Annotated in this window: 20 protein-coding genes; 15 read left to right on the forward strand and 5 right to left on the reverse strand. The window is 54.2% G+C overall.

Annotated elements, in window-relative coordinates:
* Positions 1-52: 52 nt before the first annotated feature.
* The 4 genes from KRAC_RS43390 to KRAC_RS72650 all read left to right on the forward strand — a co-directional run bounded on the left by KRAC_RS43390 (position 53) and on the right by KRAC_RS72650 (position 3,405).
* Positions 53-625, forward strand: coding sequence for a PadR family transcriptional regulator (locus KRAC_RS43390; protein ID WP_007918296.1), 573 nt, complete (start codon positions 53-55; stop codon positions 623-625).
* Positions 609-1,589: a BtrH N-terminal domain-containing protein gene (locus tag KRAC_RS43395; RefSeq protein ID WP_007918298.1), complete on the forward strand. Its 981-nt coding sequence runs from the start codon at positions 609-611 to the stop codon at positions 1,587-1,589. Before KRAC_RS43390 ends, KRAC_RS43395 begins: the two co-directional genes overlap by 17 nt.
* Before the next feature lie 493 nt (positions 1,590-2,082).
* Positions 2,083-2,952 carry a transposase gene (locus tag KRAC_RS43400; protein WP_052569132.1) on the forward strand — a complete coding sequence of 290 codons (870 nt, stop codon included), beginning with the start codon at positions 2,083-2,085 and terminating at the stop codon, positions 2,950-2,952.
* Between the two features lie 171 nt (positions 2,953-3,123).
* Positions 3,124-3,405 (forward strand): hypothetical protein, encoded by a 282-nt coding sequence (locus KRAC_RS72650; protein WP_157507855.1) that lies wholly within the window; start codon positions 3,124-3,126, stop codon positions 3,403-3,405.
* A 76-nt stretch (positions 3,406-3,481) separates the two neighbouring features.
* Here KRAC_RS72650 and KRAC_RS43405 read toward each other — a convergent pair whose 3' ends face one another.
* Positions 3,482-5,014 (reverse strand): zinc ribbon domain-containing protein, encoded by a 1,533-nt coding sequence (locus KRAC_RS43405; RefSeq protein WP_007918302.1) that lies wholly within the window; start codon positions 5,012-5,014, stop codon positions 3,482-3,484.
* A gap of 786 nt (positions 5,015-5,800) precedes the next feature.
* Here KRAC_RS43405 and KRAC_RS43410 point away from each other — a divergent pair.
* The 9 genes from KRAC_RS43410 (at position 5,801) to KRAC_RS43445 (ending at position 13,189) form a co-directional block, all read left to right on the forward strand.
* Positions 5,801-6,409, forward strand: a complete 609-nt coding sequence (locus tag KRAC_RS43410) for an IS607 family transposase (RefSeq protein WP_007918304.1) — start codon at positions 5,801-5,803, stop codon at positions 6,407-6,409.
* Positions 6,378-7,823, forward strand: a complete 1,446-nt coding sequence (locus tag KRAC_RS43415) for an RNA-guided endonuclease InsQ/TnpB family protein (RefSeq protein ID WP_040447102.1) — start codon at positions 6,378-6,380, stop codon at positions 7,821-7,823. Before KRAC_RS43410 ends, KRAC_RS43415 begins: the two co-directional genes overlap by 32 nt.
* Before the next feature lie 804 nt (positions 7,824-8,627).
* The gene (locus KRAC_RS43420) at positions 8,628-8,930 is read left to right on the forward strand and encodes an IS110 family transposase (protein ID WP_157507857.1); all 303 of its coding nucleotides are present in this window, start codon (positions 8,628-8,630) and stop codon (positions 8,928-8,930) included.
* Positions 8,920-9,657 carry a transposase gene (locus tag KRAC_RS67625; protein ID WP_075164545.1) on the forward strand — a complete coding sequence of 246 codons (738 nt, stop codon included), beginning with the start codon at positions 8,920-8,922 and terminating at the stop codon, positions 9,655-9,657. Before KRAC_RS43420 ends, KRAC_RS67625 begins: the two co-directional genes overlap by 11 nt.
* Before the next feature lie 423 nt (positions 9,658-10,080).
* Positions 10,081-10,287 (forward strand): heavy-metal-associated domain-containing protein, encoded by a 207-nt coding sequence (locus KRAC_RS67630; protein ID WP_338010159.1) that lies wholly within the window; start codon positions 10,081-10,083, stop codon positions 10,285-10,287.
* Between the two features lie 93 nt (positions 10,288-10,380).
* Positions 10,381-10,941, forward strand: coding sequence for a LysM peptidoglycan-binding domain-containing protein (locus KRAC_RS67635; protein ID WP_007918312.1), 561 nt, complete (start codon positions 10,381-10,383; stop codon positions 10,939-10,941).
* 665 nt (positions 10,942-11,606) lie between these two features.
* On the forward strand, positions 11,607-11,912 hold the full coding sequence (locus KRAC_RS43435; protein WP_007918314.1) for a hypothetical protein: 306 nt from the start codon (positions 11,607-11,609) through the stop codon (positions 11,910-11,912).
* Between the two features lie 88 nt (positions 11,913-12,000).
* Positions 12,001-12,609, forward strand: coding sequence for a peptidoglycan-binding domain-containing protein (locus KRAC_RS43440; protein ID WP_007918316.1), 609 nt, complete (start codon positions 12,001-12,003; stop codon positions 12,607-12,609).
* Positions 12,610-12,823: 214 nt separating this feature from the next.
* On the forward strand, positions 12,824-13,189 hold the full coding sequence (locus tag KRAC_RS43445) for a hypothetical protein (RefSeq protein WP_007918318.1): 366 nt from the start codon (positions 12,824-12,826) through the stop codon (positions 13,187-13,189).
* A 275-nt stretch (positions 13,190-13,464) separates the two neighbouring features.
* On the opposite strand, the gene KRAC_RS43450 is transcribed toward KRAC_RS43445, so the two are convergent.
* Positions 13,465-14,157, reverse strand: a complete 693-nt coding sequence (locus KRAC_RS43450) for a response regulator (RefSeq protein ID WP_007918321.1) — start codon at positions 14,155-14,157, stop codon at positions 13,465-13,467.
* Between the two features lie 2 nt (positions 14,158-14,159).
* The gene (locus KRAC_RS63710) at positions 14,160-15,443 is read right to left on the reverse strand and encodes a sensor histidine kinase (RefSeq protein WP_007918324.1); all 1,284 of its coding nucleotides are present in this window, start codon (positions 15,441-15,443) and stop codon (positions 14,160-14,162) included.
* 262 nt (positions 15,444-15,705) lie between these two features.
* Between KRAC_RS63710 and KRAC_RS43460 the strand changes: the two genes are divergently transcribed.
* On the forward strand, positions 15,706-16,674 hold the full coding sequence (locus KRAC_RS43460; RefSeq protein WP_007918325.1) for an ABC transporter ATP-binding protein: 969 nt from the start codon (positions 15,706-15,708) through the stop codon (positions 16,672-16,674).
* Positions 16,675-16,726: 52 nt separating this feature from the next.
* On the forward strand, positions 16,727-17,800 hold the full coding sequence (locus KRAC_RS43465) for an ABC transporter permease (RefSeq protein ID WP_211221427.1): 1,074 nt from the start codon (positions 16,727-16,729) through the stop codon (positions 17,798-17,800).
* Positions 17,801-18,139: 339 nt separating this feature from the next.
* Here KRAC_RS43465 and KRAC_RS43470 read toward each other — a convergent pair whose 3' ends face one another.
* The gene (locus tag KRAC_RS43470; RefSeq protein ID WP_040447722.1) at positions 18,140-18,622 is read right to left on the reverse strand and encodes a GNAT family N-acetyltransferase; all 483 of its coding nucleotides are present in this window, start codon (positions 18,620-18,622) and stop codon (positions 18,140-18,142) included.
* A gap of 375 nt (positions 18,623-18,997) precedes the next feature.
* Entirely contained in the window at positions 18,998-20,245 is a 1,248-nt protein-coding gene (locus KRAC_RS43475; RefSeq protein ID WP_007918337.1) for an IS110 family RNA-guided transposase, read from the reverse strand.
* Positions 20,246-20,276: the final 31 nt, after the last annotated feature.

The following is a 20,276-nucleotide window of genomic DNA, read 5'->3' on the forward strand; positions in this document are numbered from 1 at the left end:
TCACTAGTGGTATATTTCACATGTGAAATATTAAAGATAAGGGGGCCTCTCCATGCACCCAATTTCGAATGTAGAATTCATGCTGCTGCAAATGATCGAAGAATGTCGTCAGGCTTCGGGGTACGATATCAAGAAGTTAGTCGATCAACGCGGTTATCGGGAATGGGCGAATATAGGCACGACTTCGATCTACGCAGGACTGAAGAAGCTGAGTGATAAAGGTTGGATCGTAACCGAGGAATCCGACGGAAAATCTGGTAAGGGGCCTATGCCGAACCGTTTTGCCCTCACCGAAGCCGGTATTGCCAAGCTGAAACAAGAAATCCTGGACAGCCTGTCGTCTGCACGAGAGCGCGACAGTCGCTTCGATCTCGGCCTGGCTGCTTTGCCTTTTGTCGGGAAGGACGAGGCCGTGGAAGCTTTGCGGAATCGGTTGGATTTTCTTCGAGAGACTTCAAAAAAAATAGAGCAAAAGTATGAATCGCAAGGCAGCGTTCGATTGCCGTTGAACGTAAGAGCGCTGTTCTTGCATCCGATAAGCCTCATCGAGAGCGAGCGAGCGTTCGTTGCCAATCTAATTAAAGAATTGTTGGAGGAGACAGAGGAATATGGGCAAAATCATTGACGGTTTCGTTTCCTATCAAGGCGAACATTGTGAAACGACAGCTATGGGCAATTTGCTGCAATTTGCGGGAGTCCAGCTGTCGGAACCGATGCTGTTCGGACTTGGGCAAGGGCTCGGATTCATATATTGGGACTCAAAGGGGATGGACTTTCCGTTCATCGGAGGAAGGGTGAAACCGGATGAATTGACGGCCAATCTCGCCGCCCGGCTGGGGTTGACTGTCAGAATTCAAGAAACGTCGTCCGTCGATAAAGCGTGGCAGAACGTACGGAGCTGCATCGAACACGGAATTCCGGTCGGGCTGAAATTGGACTCCTATTACTTGGACTATTTCACGAACAAAGTGCACTTTGCCGGTCACTATGCGGTCCTATACGGTATCGATGACGAATACGCATATATGGCGGACACCAGACAACAGGGCGGACTGGTGAAGACGCGTTTGACCAGCTTGGCCGCGGCCAGAAACGCAAAGGGGTCCATGAGGTCCCGAAATCGTTCTTTTACGCTCGAGCCGATCGACGCCTTGCCGCCGCTCGTTCCAGCTGTACGCGCATCCTTGACCAAGAATTCGTATGACTATTTGAACCCGCCCATTCGCAATATTGGGAACAAAGGCATAGTCAAAATGAGCGATGAAATCTTGAAGTGGCCTTCCCGTAGCAACAATATCGAACGTGATTTAGGCCTGACCGCTTTGCTGATGGAGCGTGCTGGAACCGGCGGCGCTTTGTTTCGGAATCTGTATCGGGATTTCCTGAAAGAATGCGTCGATCTGTTGGAAGACCCGAAAATCGAACAAGCCTACCGTTTGTTTACGGAAATCGCTCCAATGTGGGTCAGTGTTTCTGCTTCGATCGACCGTGCGGGAAGAACAGGTAACCAACAGGAGCTACAGCAGGCGTCGAAGCTTTTGCTCGAGATTGCGGATAAAGAACGCGCAGCTATGGAGCTACTATCCTGACAATATTGCCCTTGTACCCCCTCCGGGAACGGATGCCTCAACATACAAGGCTCCGTGGATTCGTCTGAGAAGCAGAAAGCCTGTGCCTCAGCCGACTCCGCAGAGTCCTGACCTTGAGTGACCCATCATATCTTCCAAGCTCCGCTGCCTCGCGTGTCGGTTCTCCGCGCGAACGTGCTGCGAGCTGAACTGGCAGCGGCGAAGCATCTCCCTGGTCAAAAGAGGCCATGAGGAGAAAGATGTAAGATCATTCATGATAGCATATGGCGTTTGTTCGTTCCAGGGGAAATGGGGAAGGAACTGTTCAAACTGAGTTGGCATGTCGCCTGCAAAACCCGACATGGTGGAAATTCCACGAGCACTGCTTGATCGTTTGACCGACACGCTCGCCTTTGCGGCGTAATATGGAGAAAGTCTAGCTAAACTTGTGTTTTAATCAGCGAAGTCAAACAAGCAAGCAGAACCTGACAAAACAAGCTGAATATGCGATACTATGAGCATGAATATCACTCCCCTGGAACCACTGACGAACTTCCGTCAGCAGATGTATCAACTCTTCACGCGGCGTCGCGATGCACTTTTTGACCTCACTGACGCCTTGCTTACGACTGGCACGGTTCTCTCCCCAGCACATTTGAGTCTGGCTGCCAGTTTTCAGCGGAGCTGGGGCAGCATCTACGATGCTCTGGTTGATGGGCAAATCGATGGGCAAGCCGTCGAGACCTTGCTCGCCAAACATCCTCTGGAAGCAGGAGAGCCGATCTATGCCGTTGATGCGAGTGTCTGGGCTCGATGCGATGCCGAAACGAGTCCCCAACGCGCTTTTTATCATCATCCTTCCCGTCACTCGGCTGGTCAACCAATTGTGGCAGGTTGGGCCTATCACTGGATTACCCAGGTAAGCTTCGCTCACGACAGTTGGACCGCTCCGCGCAAAATCCGTCGTCTGAAGCCTGCTGACAACATCAATCAAGTTGCAGTCGAACAAATTAAAGAGCTGTTGCAAGAGTATCCCGATGATGCTCCTCTGCCGATCTTTGTCTTTGATGCAGGCTATGAGCCGGGACAACTGGCTCTTGCCTGGGGATCTCTACGAGCAGCCGCTCTCACTCGCTTACGATCGGGGCGCTGCTTTTACGCTGATCCTACGGAACTGGCTTCCACGGGACGCCCCCAAGACATGGACACAAGTTCGCTTGCGCTGATTCCACCACTTGGCTTGAGCCCGATCAGGAATATGCGACTGAGGATTCGCAGTATGGCCATGTTCATGTGCGTGCCTGGCACCGTCTCCACGCAATCCCTCAGAATCATCCCAAACGCGGCACCCGTGGTCCACGACCGCTCATGCGTGGCACGTTGATCCTCCTTGAGGTCGCTCAGCTGCCCAAACGCACGCGTGTCCCTAAACAATTGTGGTTGTGGTGGCATGCTCCTCAACAGCCTCTCCTGTCGCTGGTCTGGCGCGCCTATGTCGCCCCCGCTTTACTTGGAGCACACCTTTCGCTTTGTCAAATAGTTCCTCAACTGGACCTTGCCACGAGTACGTCACCCTGAACAGGCGGATCGCTGGACCTGGCTGGTCGCACTCGCATACACGCAACTGCGTCTGGCTCGCCCCCTTGTGGCTGATCACCGATTACTCTGGGAAAAGCCCTTGGCCGAGGGGAAGTTGACTCCCTATCGCGTGCGTCGCGCGTTTTCGTCACTTCTGAGACATCTCCCAGGGCTTGCAAATGTACCGAAACCTTGTGGACGATCGCCGGACGACCAAAAGGTCGCCTTTCTGGCCACGCACCGCGTTATCCTGCCGTGACACTCCGCATCGGCTAAAGCCGAGCAGCTTCTGACACTGTGCCGTAGTCGGGTTCGTGAGACAGGTGGCGTAGCCACTACTCAAAGTGAACCCGTAGTTGGGACGCAATATCTGGGAAAGACGCGCCCATCCGGCGCCTTCTCCCCTGGGCGGTGCCATGCCCGTTGGCATGATCTCCACGCCTGGCCGCAGGGATGGATGGTCCCATCTGGCGTTTGGCATCCTGGGAGATCCCAACACCTGAGTCTTTCGACTCCCTCTTCGCACGTTGCGAACGAGCATGAGGCTTTTCCTTCAACGGTTCTTGCGTCCGCTCGATCAAGCGCTGTCCGACACGGATACTGGCATTGCGGTCGGCATGATCGCGCATCTGGCATTGTGGGCACAGACAGAGTGCGGCACCGGAGGTGTAGCCTTCCACAGGGTGTCCCTGATTATAGCGAATGACAGCAGCGTGACAGCGATGGCATTCTCTGCTCGTATTGCGCGGATTCACACGGCAGGTGATGATGCCGCCTGCATGCCAGGCTTTGTACGTTGCATAGCGGAACATGCGCCCCTTCATCCAGTAGGCGCATTTGGTATTGCTCCGGCGCGAATACGTGCCCTTCTCCGGTTGCAGGTTGCCCAGATGTTCAAAAACCAGGATGCTCGCCTTGTGCTCGCTGGCGAACTGGACAATGCGAGCGCTCACCAGGTGCGCGATCTGCTCGTCCACGTGCCTGATCTTCGCCCAGAGGTCGGCATTGTCCTGTTCGTTCTCGGCGATGAGACCAGTCTGTGATCGGTTGCGTGCAATGCGTCCAAGGAGTTGTTTCCTACAGCCCGATACCGCTGTGCCATTTCCGATGAAGGACGTAGCCAGGATGGTGCCGTCAACTGTCTGGACACTGCACACAGCGAGATGCTTGTCGAGATTGAGATCCACCGCACAGAGACGTGTCTGGGCGGTGGTGAGTTGCTCTCCGCTCTTTGCGGGAGTCTCGAAGGTCTTCTCAATGGGAGTATGCAGCCACCAGCGATCCCCCTTGCGAACAAGCTGTGGACTGCCCATCGCGTACCCATCGGGGAGCTCGCGACCGAGGATGTGGACTTTGAGCCAGGACCAGCACGAGCCGGTCCAGACCTTGAGCACGATACCATGCCTATGACGCTCACGCCAAAGGCTTGCGTAGAAGGGAACCGACTTCTTCCATGATCGGGGTGGGACTGGTGGCCGCTCCCGAAACGGCCTCTTCTTGCGCTTTTTCGTGTGTTTGGCTTCGTGTTTCTGCTTCCGTGCTCGCCATGTTTTGAGGGAGGAGAAAAATGCGCGGGCCGAACCAAGGGCCGCATTGATGGCGGCGCGTCTGAACATCGCCGGGATATCTGGCGCGAGATCGGTGAGCGGCATGATCGGATGGGGGCTAGACTCCGTTGCATGCGTGAGTTTCTCCAGGGCCGTGAGGGCCTGCTTGTTTTTGAGGGAAAGGAGACCCTCGTGCGCTTGAATACAGTCGAAATAAAAGGCCACGACACGATTGAAGAGGGCCTGATTTGCCGCGAAGTAGGCAGCATACTGCGGCGGATAGTGCAACGCCTGCCTGATGGTTTTCGTGGCTTTTGCCATTTTCAGGACCTCCTCTCACAAAATAGATGGTATCTCTCGTAGAGAATACTCTGCTGATGTGAAATTGTCAAACATGTGTTCTATGAGTACTAGGTTTGATAAGGGCTCAAGCCCAATAACACGCCTCACCACGGTCTAAAGAACCGTGGCTTGCGGCGGGCTAAAGCCCTATCCTGTCAAAAAGGCTGCTTAAATCCTCCGTTTTGCTTTTCTTTTTGGCTTGCGATCACCTTTTTTGGCCTCCGCTTCCCTTGTCGTGGTTAAAACGCAAGCTAAAAAGTGCAAGCATTGAAGATGATCAGCATTTGTATTGCAAGTAACAGGAGGATGAAAAAAAACTCCACAAACTATATGTCTGTAGGCTGAATCTCTTCTAAAACTGGCTGTGTTCAACTTATAATTTGTGAAAGGGTGGCAGAAATCGTAGCAAATATCATATTTACCATGCAATTCTCCTCGTTTCGTGATACGAACAGTGAGCGAAGGCATGCTATGTGTTTGAAATTCAATTGCGCTAATAGTGCCGCTTGCTCTTGGAGGGAATCTACGAACTTCGACCACCTTCCCAACTGTATAGCGACATCGCCGTGCTAGTTGCCAGGGACGAATAATGCATCGTAGAATACACTGATAGCCTAAAATCAGGGCGATGCTAGTTCCAATCAACCAGAAGGGCCAGTTTGATAGAGTCAGAGAACTCCCATGAGTATCCATTTTGTATAAGTAACCATCACAAAGTATCATCATCTCTTGCATATCTCAAGCAGATAGAGTATACTTGGATGTATGAAGTTATCGAGTTATGCCAAGAAGATTGGGATCAGTTATAACAGCGCCTGGCGTATGTGGAAACGCGGCCAGATTCCCGGCTATCAATTGCCCACCGGCACCGTGATCATTGATCCGCCAGAGCTTCGCTCGGTTCCGGTCCACGCCGTCGCTGTGTATGCTCGTGTTTCAAGCAGCGAAAACAAAGACAACCTGGAAAGGCAAGCCGAGCGACTGGTGACCTGGTGCAATGCCCAAGGCTGGTCGGTCAGCAAAGTCGTCAAAGAGTGCGGCAGTGGCATCAACGATCAGCGGCCCAAGTTTCTGGCGCTGCTGGCAGATCCCAAAATCGGGCAGATCGTGGTTGAACACAAAGATCGCGCTTCTCGCTTTGGCGTGGCCTATATTCAGACCTTGTTGGCTATGCAAGGACGGAAACTGGTCATCGTCAACACCGCTGATACCGCCGAAGATGATCTCATGGGCGATTTTATCAGCATCATTACCTCGTTTTGCGCTCGTCTTTATGGTCGCAGACAAGCCAAACGCAAGACGGAACAAGTGCTAGCGGCTTTGCAGCAGAATGGACCCGCCTGTGAGCAAGAAGCCCCAAAAAGCCTCGCTTGATGAGAAAAAAAAGCGCAAGCGCAAAAAGAAGACGAAGCAGACCATCACTCGAGCGGTGACCCATATCCGTCTCATTGAGGCCAATCCTGGCAAACTTGAGGCGCTCGATCAGCTTGTGGCGGTTTACTTGCCGCTGTGCCAACAGTACACCACCCTGTTTTGCGAGGCCGAGACAAGCCCGGACAAGTACCAAGAAACCGTCTTCAAAACCGATCTTTCCGACCGCTTGCATCGAGTGGCAATACAGCAAGCCGCAGGCATTGCCAAAAGCGTTCGCACCAATCGAGCGAACGCCTATCAGGCGTACCTGGAAGATGTGGCTGATTACGCTCAGGCTCAGGCGGAAGGCCGGATGTCCGCCTTCAAACGCCGCGAACCGACCTGGACCGAATGGGATCTCCCTGTGCTGCGTGTGCCAGTCATCCAAGCCAATGTCAACGTGGTGGTGCTCGAGAAGTCGGAGGACTCCACGTTCGACTACTGGCTGCGCGTGTCCACCTTAGATGTCGGGAATCCGCTTCGAGTCCCAGTCAAACTCGCCTCCTATCACAAACGAGCACTCGAAGGCCGCACGCTCAATGCATCCACAACACTTCACAAGCGCAATGGAGTCTGGTGGCTGACGCTCTCCTTTGACGAGGACGTTCCTCTTCAAACCAAGCCTGACGCCCCTACAGTAGGCGTCGATGTGGGCATTGCCCATTTCCTCACGACCTCCACCAATAAAGCGTATGGCAGTTTTCATGGCAAGATGGCCCGACAGCACAAGCACGATCGGGAAAAGCGTCGCCGCAAGGCGAAACTGCGAGCCTGCCTGGAAAAGAAAGGCGTCCCAAAGGGCAAGCTTCCTTCGACAAGTTCTGAAACGTCGCAACGCTTGAGCCGTCACGTCAAGCAAGAGATCAACCGGGCGGTCAATGCGTTGGTCAAAGATCATCGAGATGCCAGACTCATTTATGAGGACCTCAATGTGGCCTCGATGCGCTTCAAAGCAAGGGTGATGAACAGTTATCTGTATGCTTCTCACCTGGGGCATATCCCAGAGCAGCTGGCCTGGGCCGCCGCCAAACAGGGCATGGCAGCCCACACGGTCCGAGCCGCCTATTCCTCTCAGGAATGCCCCCGCTGCCATTATGTCGATCGCGCTAATCGGCCGAACCAGAAAACCTTCAAGTGCCTGGTCTGTGGTTACGCAGACCAGGCCGACCGCAAAGCCGCACAGACGCTCGCGGGACGCTGGGGGGATCGGAAACTGGCGGCATGTCGCTCGACCTCGGAGGTCAAGGCGCTCCTCATGACGCGGCATGAAGCGTGGAAACAGCAGAATCAGCAGAGGATCCAGGATGCCGGGCCTCCCGTCCAGTTGAGCTTCTGGGATCCCCCAGAGATGTTCCTGGAATCATCTCACGAGTGAGCATCTCTCAGTAGAGAGAGGTGCATAGGATGCTCGTAGTGCATCCTCCCGCCTAGTCCGCTGTTTGGTAAACAGGCGTAGGTTAAAGTGAGAAGGATAATCATTGCAATAGATGGTTATGCTTTGATCAACTATCAGAGAATCCCAGAAATGAGAGCAGTGGAGAGCAACGAAAGAACAAAAATGACGCTGCGCCAAATTATGTGAGAAAGCTCATCCTCTAAACAAGCTTGGTAGCGTGGCATGTTTTCTGAGAAACTGTCAATTTTATCTGATAAATGACAATGCGCTCCGATCTGTCCGAACCTTCGGCCCATGTTTTCATGTTGCAATGTCAGACACAACGAGTAAAAGCGGCACGACTACACAGCCGAATTTACAAAAACGGTGCGCAAACGTTCGCTTGTGGAGTGGGTTCTTAGGCTAACAATGGCTGCGCTGCTCATGATTGGCGCTGAATTCCCACGTTTCGCGCTGATTTTGGCTCACTATTGGCGCTTATTACCAGCTCCATCATAATCGGGAGCAAGAGATGAGCAATAATACTGCTTTTGCATAGAGTAACCGTTACCCTGCCCTTCATGTCAGCTCGTATACTAGGAGCATCGGTTCCAAGATGATGGTGAGGACGAGGTGACAGCAGCGGCATGACCGCGAACGTAAGAGAGTCCCCCATCATCCTGGGCTGGTTCAAGTTTGTACCGTATCCTGTGGCTTTGACCACGTATGACGAGCTTAGACAAACCTGGCCCTGGTTCCGAGACAACACGGTGTTCTCCATTTTGCCCCCCTAGAAAGGAGGCTATGATGGCCTCTCAAGCAGCATCGTACAACCTCTTCGTCGGAGTGGACATCGCGAAAGCTTCTGCCTCAGTGGCTTGGATGACTTCTGGTCGGAAGCCCTCTCGTGCCATGACGATTGAGCAGACCCCGCAGGGCTTCCGTTCTCTCCAGCAGCGGTTGCTCTCGACTGGCCATGCCGCGCGTACCATCTTGGTGGTGATGGAAGCGACAGGCTCCTACTGGATGAACTTGGCTCTGAGCCTCACACAAGCCGGCTTCCAGGTGAGCGTGATCAACCCGGCTCAAGCCCACCATGCGCGCTAAAGCGCTCCTCAAGCGGGCAAAGACCGATGCCATTGATGCACAAACGCTCACTCAGCTAGCCGCTTTGTTGCAACCAGCAGTGTGGAATCCTCCTCCGACAATGTTCGCAGAACTCTATCAGCGGCTTCTCGAACGAGAGAATCTCATCGGAATGCGTCAACGGATTCGCAATCAACTGCATGCCCTCACCCATTGCCCCACGGTGATTGCCTCCGTTCGCAGGCGTATGGAGCACTTGATCGAGTCGCTGGCCAAGCAGATCAGCGAGGTGGAGGCTGAACTGGATGCAGTTCTGGCGCTAGACGCGACCTGGGCCGCCTCTGTCACCCGACTCCAAACGATTACTGGGATTGGTCCGATCACTGCGGCTTGGCTCGTAGTGACCACGCTTAACTTCACCATCTGTGAGACTGTGGAGGAACTGACAGCGTATGCCGGGTTGGCTCCTCATCCCTTCCAATCGGGAACGAGCGTGCACGGGCGAGCAAGCATTGGGCATACGGGAAATGCTGCACTTCGTACAGCTGTGTATCTGGCAACCTTGAGTGCCGCTCAATACAACCCCGTCATCAAAGCATTTTATGATCGATTGCGAGCTGCTGGCAAACCGATGAAGGTCGCTCGTTGTGCTGCTGCACGTAAGCTTCTGCACGTAGCTTGGGCTTGCATGAAAAACAAGGAGGACTTTGATCCGCAGTATGTGCCAAGACAACGGAATGTAGCCTGATCATTTTACGCCTCAGTAGAAGAGCTTTTTTCTCCCCACACCCCAGCATTTTTTTGCCTCTTAAGCTCAGCCATTCTTCCTTGACAAACAATACCGTATCTTACGTAGCGCTGGGCCAAAAACCAGTGGATGGCAAATCTTTTCAGTTCACCGTTTTGGCCCTTGAGTATTAACGGACCGGAATACCACGCTAAATGCTTAGCGTGGTATTCCGGTCCGTTAATACTCAAGGGCCAATTTGCGGTATCGCGATGAGCTAAACATAAATAGCATTAAATATCATTATTTGTGTTTTATGTTAGGTTATGCTAGAATTTCGGTATACATGTTCTCTCCCGGGAATGAGCATACTGAACATGTAACAAAGGATTGAACAAGCCACGCAAAGGAGAATAGGAATGTAGGAAAAAACTGGTTCTTTCGATCCCTGACATAACCTGTGAGGGCTCTGTGAGCAACGCCCAGCAATCGCATCAATCGCTCGCTGGTGGGTGTAATGTGCGTATTGATCTGTCGACGAAAACGGTGCATTTGCACTATCAGCCCGATCAGCTTTCACACAGCCAGATCGAAACGGCGCTGGCCATAGCATCGCATCGTAAATACTCGCGTGAGGAGAGGAAGTGTTGAGCATCTTGCTTTGATTGTTCTGAACAGCTCTCATTTTCATGAGCAAGAGGTGCTGATACGTCTCTTGCTTCAAATCAGCAATGGAGGATGCATATGTGGAAATGGTCTTTAGCAGGGATAACGTTGGTGATGGCACTGCTCCTGCTCGCGGTTGCCAGTCCAGCCGTCCACGCGGCCAGTGGGAAGAAAGGATCGGTATCCCGTCCAGCCGTCCATGCGGCCAGTGGGAAGAAAGGACCGGTATCCCGTCCAGCCGTCCATGCGGCCAGTGGGAAGAAAGGATCGGTATCCCGTCCAGCCGTCCATGCGGCCAGTGGGAAGAAAGGATCGGTATCCCGTCCAGCCGTCCACGCGGCCAGTGGGAAGAAAGGATCGGTATCCCGTCCAGTCGCTCATAGCATCGCGAGAGGCAGAAGTGTCACTCAGTCCTCTCTGAGCAGTACCTCGACCCTTGCGTCTACTCATGGAAACAGAGCAACACGATCCAGATCCGGTACCTATGTGGTGGGGCCCAAAGACAGTTTATGGGTGATCGCCGCCCGCTTTTACGGATCGGGCCAGCAGTGGCAACGCCTCTATCAGAACAACCGGAGCATCATTGGTAGCGATCCTCGGATGATCCACCCGGGACAGCGGCTGGTGCTCCTCCAGTAAATGGGTAGTAATGGACAAGCCGCACGTCCGCCGCAGTGCTTCAGGGCACACACAGTTCATCACGACTTGGGAGCAGTCATGAGGACTCGTCGCTGAACACCCCTTTTCTGTACCAAGCACGGAGTGGGCGTTCTCCTGACCCACTCCGTGTTTGATCTGCTGATCCCAGTTGTGATTTTACGCTGCCATTGGTAATGCTTTGTGAAGCAATTCGTGGCAGAACTTCACGCTGTTAACGCCGATGGTATACGCCTTGAGTATTAACGGACCGGAATACCACGCTAAGCGCTTAACGTGGTATTCCGGTCCGTTAATACTCAAGGGCCTATAACTCGTATTATATACAAAAGTCATACTCTCTGCCCCGGCAATGTTTGTGAAAAATGGCTTGAAAGGCTCTTCCCTAATGCTTTTGAAACAGAGTGTCGCACAAAGATGTCACCAACTGCAAGGGAGCAGGAAGAAAACGCGCAGATATATGAGCATCATTAGACATTGCAGCCAAATGGGTTTAGCCGTAATTCCCAGCGGCGCTCCTGTATATCTGCCCCTGGTGCCACCTGACGTGTGCTAGTCCCTTCTTAGCGGAATCTAGAGGGGGAAAATATGTCGTGACCCCATCAAGGCGGCAAAGGAGCTTCTAGCTCAGAAAGGTAGCTAAGAAGATGAACGAAGATCAGGAAAAGTTCGAATTATCCATATTTGCGTTAGGTCTCCAAAATAAACATGGAAAGTCACTTGATGAAGTTTCTAGTAAGGTAGTTGAGAAAATGATTACTTTGCATGCCTTTGGCGTAAGCAGGAGTGATGCACTTCTGTCAGGATTCAAAATGATAGAGGAAATCGTCAAATCGCTTATCGGCGATGATCCTTTTTATGTATCGCACTATGCACTTACCATATTCCGCCATGCAGCCCACAATTTTAACGAAGAATTTGGTTACACTGACGAAGTAGCACCTCGATCATAGAATGGAACAGTCGTTGGTAGGAATCGTGAAAACGCTGGTCTCTTCCGGGAGGCTGGCGTTTTTTTATTGCCCGAAAGGAGGAATATCAATGACAGGGCATCACAGTGTCATCCGTCGAGAATGGGTATTCGATGGCTATTGGCTGGATAAGGTAAAGAATGGCGCAAAAGGCATTGCGACCGGGCCAGCATCAATGAAAGTCGAAGAGGAGGCGCTGCTCCTCGCTGATCCCTCTGAGATCACATTGGTGCCTGGCGAAGAGATTATATTCTATTATCAGCCAATGAGCATAGAAAGAGGTAGGGCTAGGATCACTGCACCTTCAGCGCATGCCGCGACACTAGACATGAATCCTCATACCACGCCAGCAGGGTTTACAGGGCATGTTGTATCAAATACAACCATGTCGCCTTCCTACACCTGCCCATTACCGGTGATCTATTGGCATAACAGTAACAATCCTTCCTGGGCTGTGAAGCTAGCGCAGCAGTCACTAAATTATTGGCACAATACTTCTAGCACGGGCTTTAGGACCTGGGTTCATGAATATAGCAATGGTAATCCATTTCTTCTAGCTGTAGATGGACAATTTGGTGTACTCACACAGCAGGCCGTATTTGACTTTCAAGATTATTATGGCCTTGATCCAGATGGAATCGTTGGCCCACGGACCTGGCATGCTCTTGGGCATTGTTAGTACCAGATATATCAATTGATAGAACTGCCTTGTAGTATACAGAGGCAATGAAACGCACAATAGCGCTTTCCTTGCGCCCTGGAAGGCGCTTTTTTATTGCTTGGAGACGTAACGCAAACTTGCTAGTAAGCGTTGCACTTCCCACGCTGGTATACTGGCAAGAGGTAACGCTATCTTGTAAGTGAGCGTTACACGGAGAGGATGGTAAGAAGCAATGGGCGTAGATCGCCACGACAGCAAGCTCATAGACATCTATGGCGACAAGACAGCGAAGGCTGCGCCGCATCCCCGCGTCGCGTATCAGCGAGAGATACACCCGCGCCAGGTGACATTCACCTGCGCGCAGTGTGGCCAGGAGAAAACACAATGGCGCTATCCTGGAGCTCCCCCACGCTATTGCAGTGATGAGTGCCAGGACGGAGCCAGGCGCGCGAAGACTCGTGAGCGAGTGAGACGGCACCGAGAGAAAAAGCAGGCGGCTGAGGCGAGCGAGGGGGAGAAGAGCGATGAGCCTGCAGAGAAGACGCTGCAAGTCTCGCTCTGGCTGCGTGTCGAGAATAACAGCAATTATATAGGATGATTTTCAGTTGTCAACTGCAACCTGATACGTGTTTTACAGGTGTAAATCCCAACATTATTCTGGCGAAAATCCCATAATTATCCTGGTGAACAAGTTGTTCAGGGGAGCTTACCTACCAGGACAATTATTGGAAAAGCGGCCAGAATGGCCTATTAGGCCCGCCGACGAAATTTACAACGTTAAGCCCCAAAGTGCTCCTGAAACTTGGACTTTTTTTTATATTGGCTTGGCAGCGCAAAGTTGACGAAAAAGAGATAACGTATCATATTCAATTTTTACATCCAGCCGAGTTCTCTCGCTTTCAGTGCTGCCTGGGTGCGGTCACGCACCCCCAGTTTGCCCAGGATGTTGCTGAGATGGTTCTTCACCGTGCCACCTGTAATGTAGAGTGCCTCGCTGATCTCACGATTGGAAGCACCGTGTGCGAGCAGAGCCAGGATCTCACGTTCGCGCTCGGTCAACTGCGCCAGGTCGCTTCCGCCGATGGACGGGGGCGTGGCAGGGGTCACTGCTGTCTCGGTGGGAACAGATGAGAGGGAGGCGATGACTTTGCTCGCGATATCTGGATGCAGGAGTACTTGGCCCTGCGCCGCTGCACGAATGCTAGTGGCGAGCTGCTCGGCGGTGATATCTTTGAGCACATACCCGAGCGCTCCCGCTTGCAGACCAGCGTGGATCAGCTCACTATCGTCGAAGGTGGTCAAGATGACGATGCGGCTCTCGGGCCAGCGCTCTTTGAAGGCCCTAGTAGCGGCGATGCCATCCATACGCGGCATGCGTACATCCATGAGCACCACATCGGGCGCGGTCCGCTCAGCATGGAGGCGTTCGGCGACCGCCAGTGCCTCCTCACCGTCACCGGCCATGCCCACGGCCTCAAAATCCGGCTCCATCTCAATCAGCTTACGAAAGCCCTCGCGCAGCAGGCGCTGGTCGTCAACAATCAACACATGGATACATTTTGCCATGGCTATGCTCCATCCCTCGTTTCTCCTGATCTTTTGGCGGCGACTTCTGCTGATCCCCGTTTCTCTAATGGGATCACCGCTTCAACACGCCAGCCGTGTCCGGGCTCGGGACCGGCCTTGAGCGTACCGTCCAGGAGCGCGACTCGCTCACGCATGCCGAGCAGGCCGAAGCCCGGCGCGTCGTTGTCGTCCTGAGATGTGGAGCCCTGGCCGTTGTCAAGCACGGTCAGTTCCACCTGCTCATCGCTCGTCGAGAGGCGCAGCAACACCTTTGTCGCGCGCGCATGCTTGCGAATATTCGTTAGCGCCTCCTGCGAGCAGCGGTACAGCGCCATACGCAGTTCCTGACTCAGAGCGTGCGTGACCTCTTCCAGATCGAGCGTCACTTCGATCTCGCGGCAGGTCATGTCAAATTCGGCGACCAACTGCCGGAGCACCTCCTCGAACGGGCCTGCGGTTGCTGCATCGGGACGGAGTGCCTCAACCGAGTGACGCACGTCTGTCAGGCATGCTTTCGCCACGCGCCGCGCCTCTACTAGCTCTTCGTGCAGACCGGCATCGCCACGCACCTCCAACTGTGTTGCTGTTTCAAGCTGCACGGCGAGCAACGTGAGCGAGTGCCCGAGTGTATCGTGGATCTCGCGCGCGATACGGTTGCGCTCGCGCACTGCCGAGAGATCCTCGACCTGGGTTATATACTCCAAGAGTTGTGTGTGGGCTGCCTCTAACTCGGTGTTCGAACCTTCCAGCTCTCTGATAAGCTGCTGCATACGCACGTGGGCCAGCGCCAGTTCGCGTATCGTAGAGGCGAATCCGAAGGCGAAGATGAACGTGAGCAAAAGTGTCACCTGGCTGCTCACATCTCCATGCTGCTCTATGAGCGTGGACACGAGGCTTGAACTCAGCCAGAGGACAAACGCGGCACTCAGACCAAGGACCCTCGGTCTGAGTGCCGCCATTAAGGTAGTGGTGAGAACTGGCAGCAACCAGAGCCAGTCAGATCTGGGGCCCAGCAAGGAAAGAAGCGGAGAGACGCAGGCCAGGCAGAAGAGCACAAGCAACCAGGAGCGGCGCGGATTCCCATCGGACAGTTTCCCCAGATGGAAGATTACCAGCCAGGCTCCGTACGTCACGGTGAGCAGAAGAAAGCTGGCTAGCGTCGTATGCGCCGTCTCAAAGAGACTGAAGAGATAGCCCACGCAGGCGAGGAGGGAGAGAGAGAAATGAAGGAACCATGTAGGTACTCGCCTTGCTTGCAATTTTCTCTGACCTTGCTTGAATTCCATGCTACTATCCTCTCGCGTTCGTCAGATGCGCGTGTTTTTGCTGATTATACCCTACTTGTCTGTCTCCTTGCCAGTGACCAGAGTCATGGTTGCAGCTGACGTTCGCCTATGACTCCGGTCATCCCGTGGACTCTCCACAATAGCTCTTTCTTCGTGACCGGCTGCACATGCGCGATCCTCTTTGCATCGACTATCCTAATGATCAGCAGACAGAAAGATGTTTCTGCCGACGAAAAAAGAAAACAACAAAGGAAGAACTACTATGTCTGAAATGACACAAACCGCCAGCTCAGTGCTGCAAGCCTCAGCCTCTGGCGTTATGCTCGAAGCCCGCGAGCTGGTGAAACGCTATCGCCAGCGCACCGCCGTCAATGGAGTCTCCTTCCAGGTGCCGCACGGCGAGATCTTTGGTCTTCTTGGTCCCAATGGTGCAGGCAAAACGACTACCTTGGAAATGATCGAGGGCATTCGCAAACCCGACTCTGGTACCGCCATTCTCGCGGGCCTTGACATTCGCCATCGCAAGAACGCTGTCCAGCGCCTCATCGGCGTACAGTTGCAAGCCACGACGCTTTTCCCAGAACTCACGCTGCTGGAAACGCTCACCTTCTTCCGCTCGCTCTACCCTACTGGTCGCGACCCGCGCCAGCTCTTGAGCGAAGTCCATTTGGAGGAAAAAGCCAAAGCCCGCCCGCAAGATCTCTCCGGTGGTCAGCGCCAGCGTCTGGCTCTGGCTCTGGCTCTTGTCAATGATCCTCAGATTCTTTTCTTGGACGAACCAACTGCCTCTCTGGACCCGCAGAGTCGCCGCATGCTCTGGGATATCGTGCTGGCCCTCAAAGAGCAGGGCACAACCATCATGCTTACCACCCATTTTATGGATGAAGCCCAGATCCTCTGCGATCGTATTGCGATTATGGACAATGGCGAGATCATTGCCCTGGATACTGCGGCTCATCTCATTGATCGTCTTGGCGCTCAGGCCACGATCGATTGCAAACTCAACAGCCACACAGTCGCGGCTGACCTGGAAACGCTGCCCGCTGTCACCAAAATTCGCCAGAGCGCTGAGCACTTTGTCATCTTCACTGCCGAAATGCAGCCAACACTGGAGGCGCTGCTCCAGTACGCCAATCAGCGCGGCATCACCCTGACCGAACTCCAGGTCAGCACTCCTACGCTCGAAGATGTCTTCCTTGAACTCACTGGCCGTCAATTACGCCCCGAGTAAAAGGACAAGTACGCTGCCTATGGCGGCACGAGAAAGCGAAAAGACAATGAATATGCTTATTACCCTTATCCGTACCAACTTGCGCATGCTCATGCGCCAGAGGACCCTGATAATCACCAGCCTCGGCCTCGCCGTTCTCTCTATCCTCATCTTTGGAGCGCTCTTCGGCAGCAATCAGAGCACGACCACGACCATTGGCGTGGTTGATGAAGACCATTCGGCCATTTCCCAGCAGATCACCAGCCAGCTCCAGAAATCCGCCGCGCTCAGCATCACTATGGGCAATTTTAACGACGAGCAACAGGCTCTTCTCAACGGTCATCGCGATGCCATCATCGTCATGCCTGCCGGCTTCGGTTCCCAGGTAATCAAGGGCCTCGCCCATATGCAGGTCTACTACGACCAGAGCAATCCCATCTCTGCCGCCGCTACACGCCTGACCGTGCAGGCTATCGTCGATAGCGTCAATCGGGCTGCCGCTGGTAAGCCAGGCCCTGTTACCCTGGACGAGCAGGGTGTGGCGGCCCACGACCTGCGCCCCATCGACATTCTCACCCCCGGTATCCTCGGTATGCTGATGATGTGGGCCAACCTCTCCGTTGGCTCCGATCTGGTGCGCTGGCGCGACTTCGGTATTACTCGCCGTCTTGCGGCCACGCCCCTCAAGCCGTTGACCATGATCAGCGGCCAGGTAACGGCCCGCCTGCTGCTCTCCGTCGTGCAGGGGATCATCCTCATGGCTCTGGCAGCGTGGATCTTCAATGTCCACATCTATGGTAACCTGGGCTTGCTACTGCTTGTCGTTACGCTCGGTGCGCTCACCATGTTGGCCCTCGGTTTTGCTATCGCCAGCTTTATCCGTCGGCCCGAAGCCGCTCAATCGATCACACTGCTCATCAGCTTCCCAATGATGTTCCTCGGAGGATCCTACTTTGACGTCGGCAATTCCCCGTCTTTTATACAGCCGCTGATCCACGTCTTGCCGCTCTACTATCTCAACGATGCCCTGCGCCAAATCATCAACAATGGTGCTGGCTGGGCTGCTGTCCAGACCAGCGTGCTCATCCTCCTCGCCTGGATCGTTGCTTCCCTCATCGTCGTGTGGCGCGGCTTCAAATGGCTGTAAAGGAGATAGGTGAACGGGTCAGACCCCGCTTCATTCGGTGGAAAGGTGGCCCCAAATGGAGGGTTGCACTTCGCCTCGCCGTGATACGGTCCAACCAGGAGTATCTGTATCTGAGCTCCTCTCTCCATTTCCTGAGAGGACGGAAGGGTGCTGAGAATGACCCTTATCGGCAACGTTCACCGCCAAAATCGCCTCTACGCTGCCGATAAGATGCTCATTTGGCGGTTTTCTCTGGTGAACAATCGCTGCCGATAAGGTGCACGAGCCGCTAACGTTGTAAATTTCTTGCGCGGGCCTAATACCCCAGAATAGTGTTGGGATTTACACGAGTGCATTGCGTCACCGAAGTTCGCAGATGTAGGACATGGCTGGCTTGCCGTTGAGCGTTAGCTCATCGACGGCGACGAATCCGTTGTGTTCAAGCACCTTGCGCGAGGCCGGATTGTCCAGCGTGACTCTCGCGCGCAACCTAGTGAGTCCGTACTCTGTGACGGCGAGCTCACGCACCTTGCGCACCGCCGCTGTGGCCAGTCCCAGCCCCGCGGCCTTCCGCGCGATCCGGTACCCGAGTTCCGCCGACCCATCTGCCACTTCAACCAGGTTCACCCGCCCCACCACCTCGCCGCGCTCGGCCACCAGCAGGTGGAAGTAATCCGTCCCGGCTGCCTGCCACTCGAGCAGTTGCGCAAGCCGCGTGTCGAACTCGGCGAAGAACTCGTCCCCCCGATCCGGTATCGACGCCGCGAAGTACGCCCGATTCTCCCGCTCGAACGCAAGCAGGGCTGGCGCGTGATCGAGGCGGAGCAACTGAAGGTCTGGCATGAGGAGTTGGAGGCGTGGTGTCGATTCCAACCCGGTTCCCTTGTCTTCCTTCGATTCCGTGTGGGCGGGTTTCCTGCCCACGGCCTGCCTACCGATAAAGGAACATTCACCGACCTTTGGCGCGTCTCGTTCGTCTCGTTCTTCCATGTGTTCCTCCCTTTGCCCAATGGTGAATTGATATAATTGCCCGTTGAGTACTAGTCCTACAGAAGCCATAGAAATTGTCAAGACCCCTGTGGATCGGTTTGAAGAAACCCCATCCAATTGGGGAGACAACAATTCGCTGCTAGCGCTTGAAGATCTCTGAAGCGCCTGAATGGAGCCTTGTGGGGGGTGGGGCCAGCGGGCTAACCCCAACAATTTATACAGTTGGGGTTAGCCCGCTGGTCCTGGTGCCACCCTGGTGGGATCATACTCCTCTCCCGTCCGGAGCAAAGAAGCCGCAACGAGCAGCATTTTGCGCATAACAGCCATCAGGGCAGTCATTTCCCCCACACCTCGCGCCAGGAGCCGATGATAGTAGCTGCCAAAGGCCGAACCTGGGAGCCAGGTGCAACGCATGGCAGCCATATAGAGCATGCGCCGAACCAATCCGCTGCCTCGCTTAGACAGTTTGGCTTTGCCCTGCCATTTCCCGCTCTGTTTGATTTCGATATCCATGCCCGCATAGGCGACCACCTGGTCCAAGCGCTGAAAACGGGCGACCTCTCCCAATTCGGCGAGCAAGACGGCCACCGTCTGTTGCCCAAATTCAGGGATCGCTTGGAGCCGCTTGGCTTCTGGATCATCGGAAAGCAACCGTTCAATCTGGGCATCAATTTGCTCCAGATGGACCTGAGTGGAACGGAGTTGCTCGCACCAAATTTGCAGGCTCAGTTCGCGCGCCTCCACTGCAAGCCCACTGCTCACCGACTGGTGGGCTACATCCACTAACCGTTGCGCCGTCTCACGCCCATAGTTGTGGGGAGCCGTTGCATGCAAGATAGCCGCAATGGCATCCACTCCTGCGGCGCGGATTGTTCTTGCGCTGGGATACGCCTGGAGCACCGCAGTAGCAGTCATGCGGCAGGGATCGGCAAAGACCTGGGTGAACTCGGGAAAGAGGACCACCAGCAGCCCCTGGATCTCGTTCTTGTCACGAGCGATCTCATCGCTCAGTCGGGTATGCAAGCGGACCAATTCGCGATAACTGGCAATATGTTGCGTGGGAACATACCCTACTCGCGCCTCTCCGCTGAGCAAGACGCGCGCAATGGTGGCCGCGTCCAAACGATCGGTCTTGGCGCGCAAGCCACGTTGTTTGGCGAATTCATGCGTTTGTCGAGGATGTAACAAGCAGAGGTGATACCCCTGCTGCTGGAGAAAGTGAAAGAGATTCTCCCCATACCGCGAGGTCGCCTCCAGGCCAACCACGATGCGCGATGGATCTCTCTCCAAACGGGCGAGCTGGGCCTGGAGTTGATGAAACCCTGAGGCCGCATTGGCGAAGCCACGCGGTTTGATAACCACCTGCTTCTGGGGAGTGAGAACGGTAAAGCAGCAAGCTTCACTGCCCAGATCAATCCCGACAACATACGAAAAAGATGACGGGTCAAGCACGACCGAAGTTGCTGGGTCGGCCATCACACACCTGCTTTCTTCTCGACCAGTCCCT

The organism is Ktedonobacter racemifer DSM 44963, assembly GCF_000178855.1.
Lineage (GTDB): Bacteria > Chloroflexota > Ktedonobacteria > Ktedonobacterales > Ktedonobacteraceae > Ktedonobacter > Ktedonobacter racemifer.

What these genes read in the sequence shown, in the direction of transcription:
- KRAC_RS43390 (WP_007918296.1), top strand. Translation starts at nt 53, where the DNA reads ATGCACCCAATTTCGAATGTAGAATTCATGCTGCTGCAAATGATCGAA.
- KRAC_RS43395 (WP_007918298.1), top strand. Translation starts at nt 609, where the DNA reads ATGGGCAAAATCATTGACGGTTTCGTTTCCTATCAAGGCGAACATTGT.
- KRAC_RS43400 (WP_052569132.1), top strand. Translation starts at nt 2,083, where the DNA reads ATGAGCATGAATATCACTCCCCTGGAACCACTGACGAACTTCCGTCAG.
- KRAC_RS43405 (WP_007918302.1), bottom strand. Translation starts at nt 5,014, where the DNA reads ATGGCAAAAGCCACGAAAACCATCAGGCAGGCGTTGCACTATCCGCCG.
- KRAC_RS43410 (WP_007918304.1), top strand. Translation starts at nt 5,801, where the DNA reads ATGAAGTTATCGAGTTATGCCAAGAAGATTGGGATCAGTTATAACAGC.
- KRAC_RS43420 (WP_157507857.1), top strand. Translation starts at nt 8,628, where the DNA reads ATGATGGCCTCTCAAGCAGCATCGTACAACCTCTTCGTCGGAGTGGAC.
- KRAC_RS67625 (WP_075164545.1), top strand. Translation starts at nt 8,920, where the DNA reads ATGCGCGCTAAAGCGCTCCTCAAGCGGGCAAAGACCGATGCCATTGAT.
- KRAC_RS67635 (WP_007918312.1), top strand. Translation starts at nt 10,381, where the DNA reads ATGTGGAAATGGTCTTTAGCAGGGATAACGTTGGTGATGGCACTGCTC.
- KRAC_RS43435 (WP_007918314.1), top strand. Translation starts at nt 11,607, where the DNA reads ATGAACGAAGATCAGGAAAAGTTCGAATTATCCATATTTGCGTTAGGT.
- KRAC_RS43440 (WP_007918316.1), top strand. Translation starts at nt 12,001, where the DNA reads ATGACAGGGCATCACAGTGTCATCCGTCGAGAATGGGTATTCGATGGC.
- KRAC_RS43445 (WP_007918318.1), top strand. Translation starts at nt 12,824, where the DNA reads ATGGGCGTAGATCGCCACGACAGCAAGCTCATAGACATCTATGGCGAC.
- KRAC_RS43450 (WP_007918321.1), bottom strand. Translation starts at nt 14,157, where the DNA reads ATGGCAAAATGTATCCATGTGTTGATTGTTGACGACCAGCGCCTGCTG.
- KRAC_RS63710 (WP_007918324.1), bottom strand. Translation starts at nt 15,443, where the DNA reads ATGGAATTCAAGCAAGGTCAGAGAAAATTGCAAGCAAGGCGAGTACCT.
- KRAC_RS43460 (WP_007918325.1), top strand. Translation starts at nt 15,706, where the DNA reads ATGTCTGAAATGACACAAACCGCCAGCTCAGTGCTGCAAGCCTCAGCC.
- KRAC_RS43465 (WP_211221427.1), top strand. Translation starts at nt 16,727, where the DNA reads ATGCTTATTACCCTTATCCGTACCAACTTGCGCATGCTCATGCGCCAG.
- KRAC_RS43470 (WP_040447722.1), bottom strand. Translation starts at nt 18,622, where the DNA reads ATGCCAGACCTTCAGTTGCTCCGCCTCGATCACGCGCCAGCCCTGCTT.
- KRAC_RS43475 (WP_007918337.1), bottom strand. Translation starts at nt 20,245, where the DNA reads ATGGCCGACCCAGCAACTTCGGTCGTGCTTGACCCGTCATCTTTTTCG.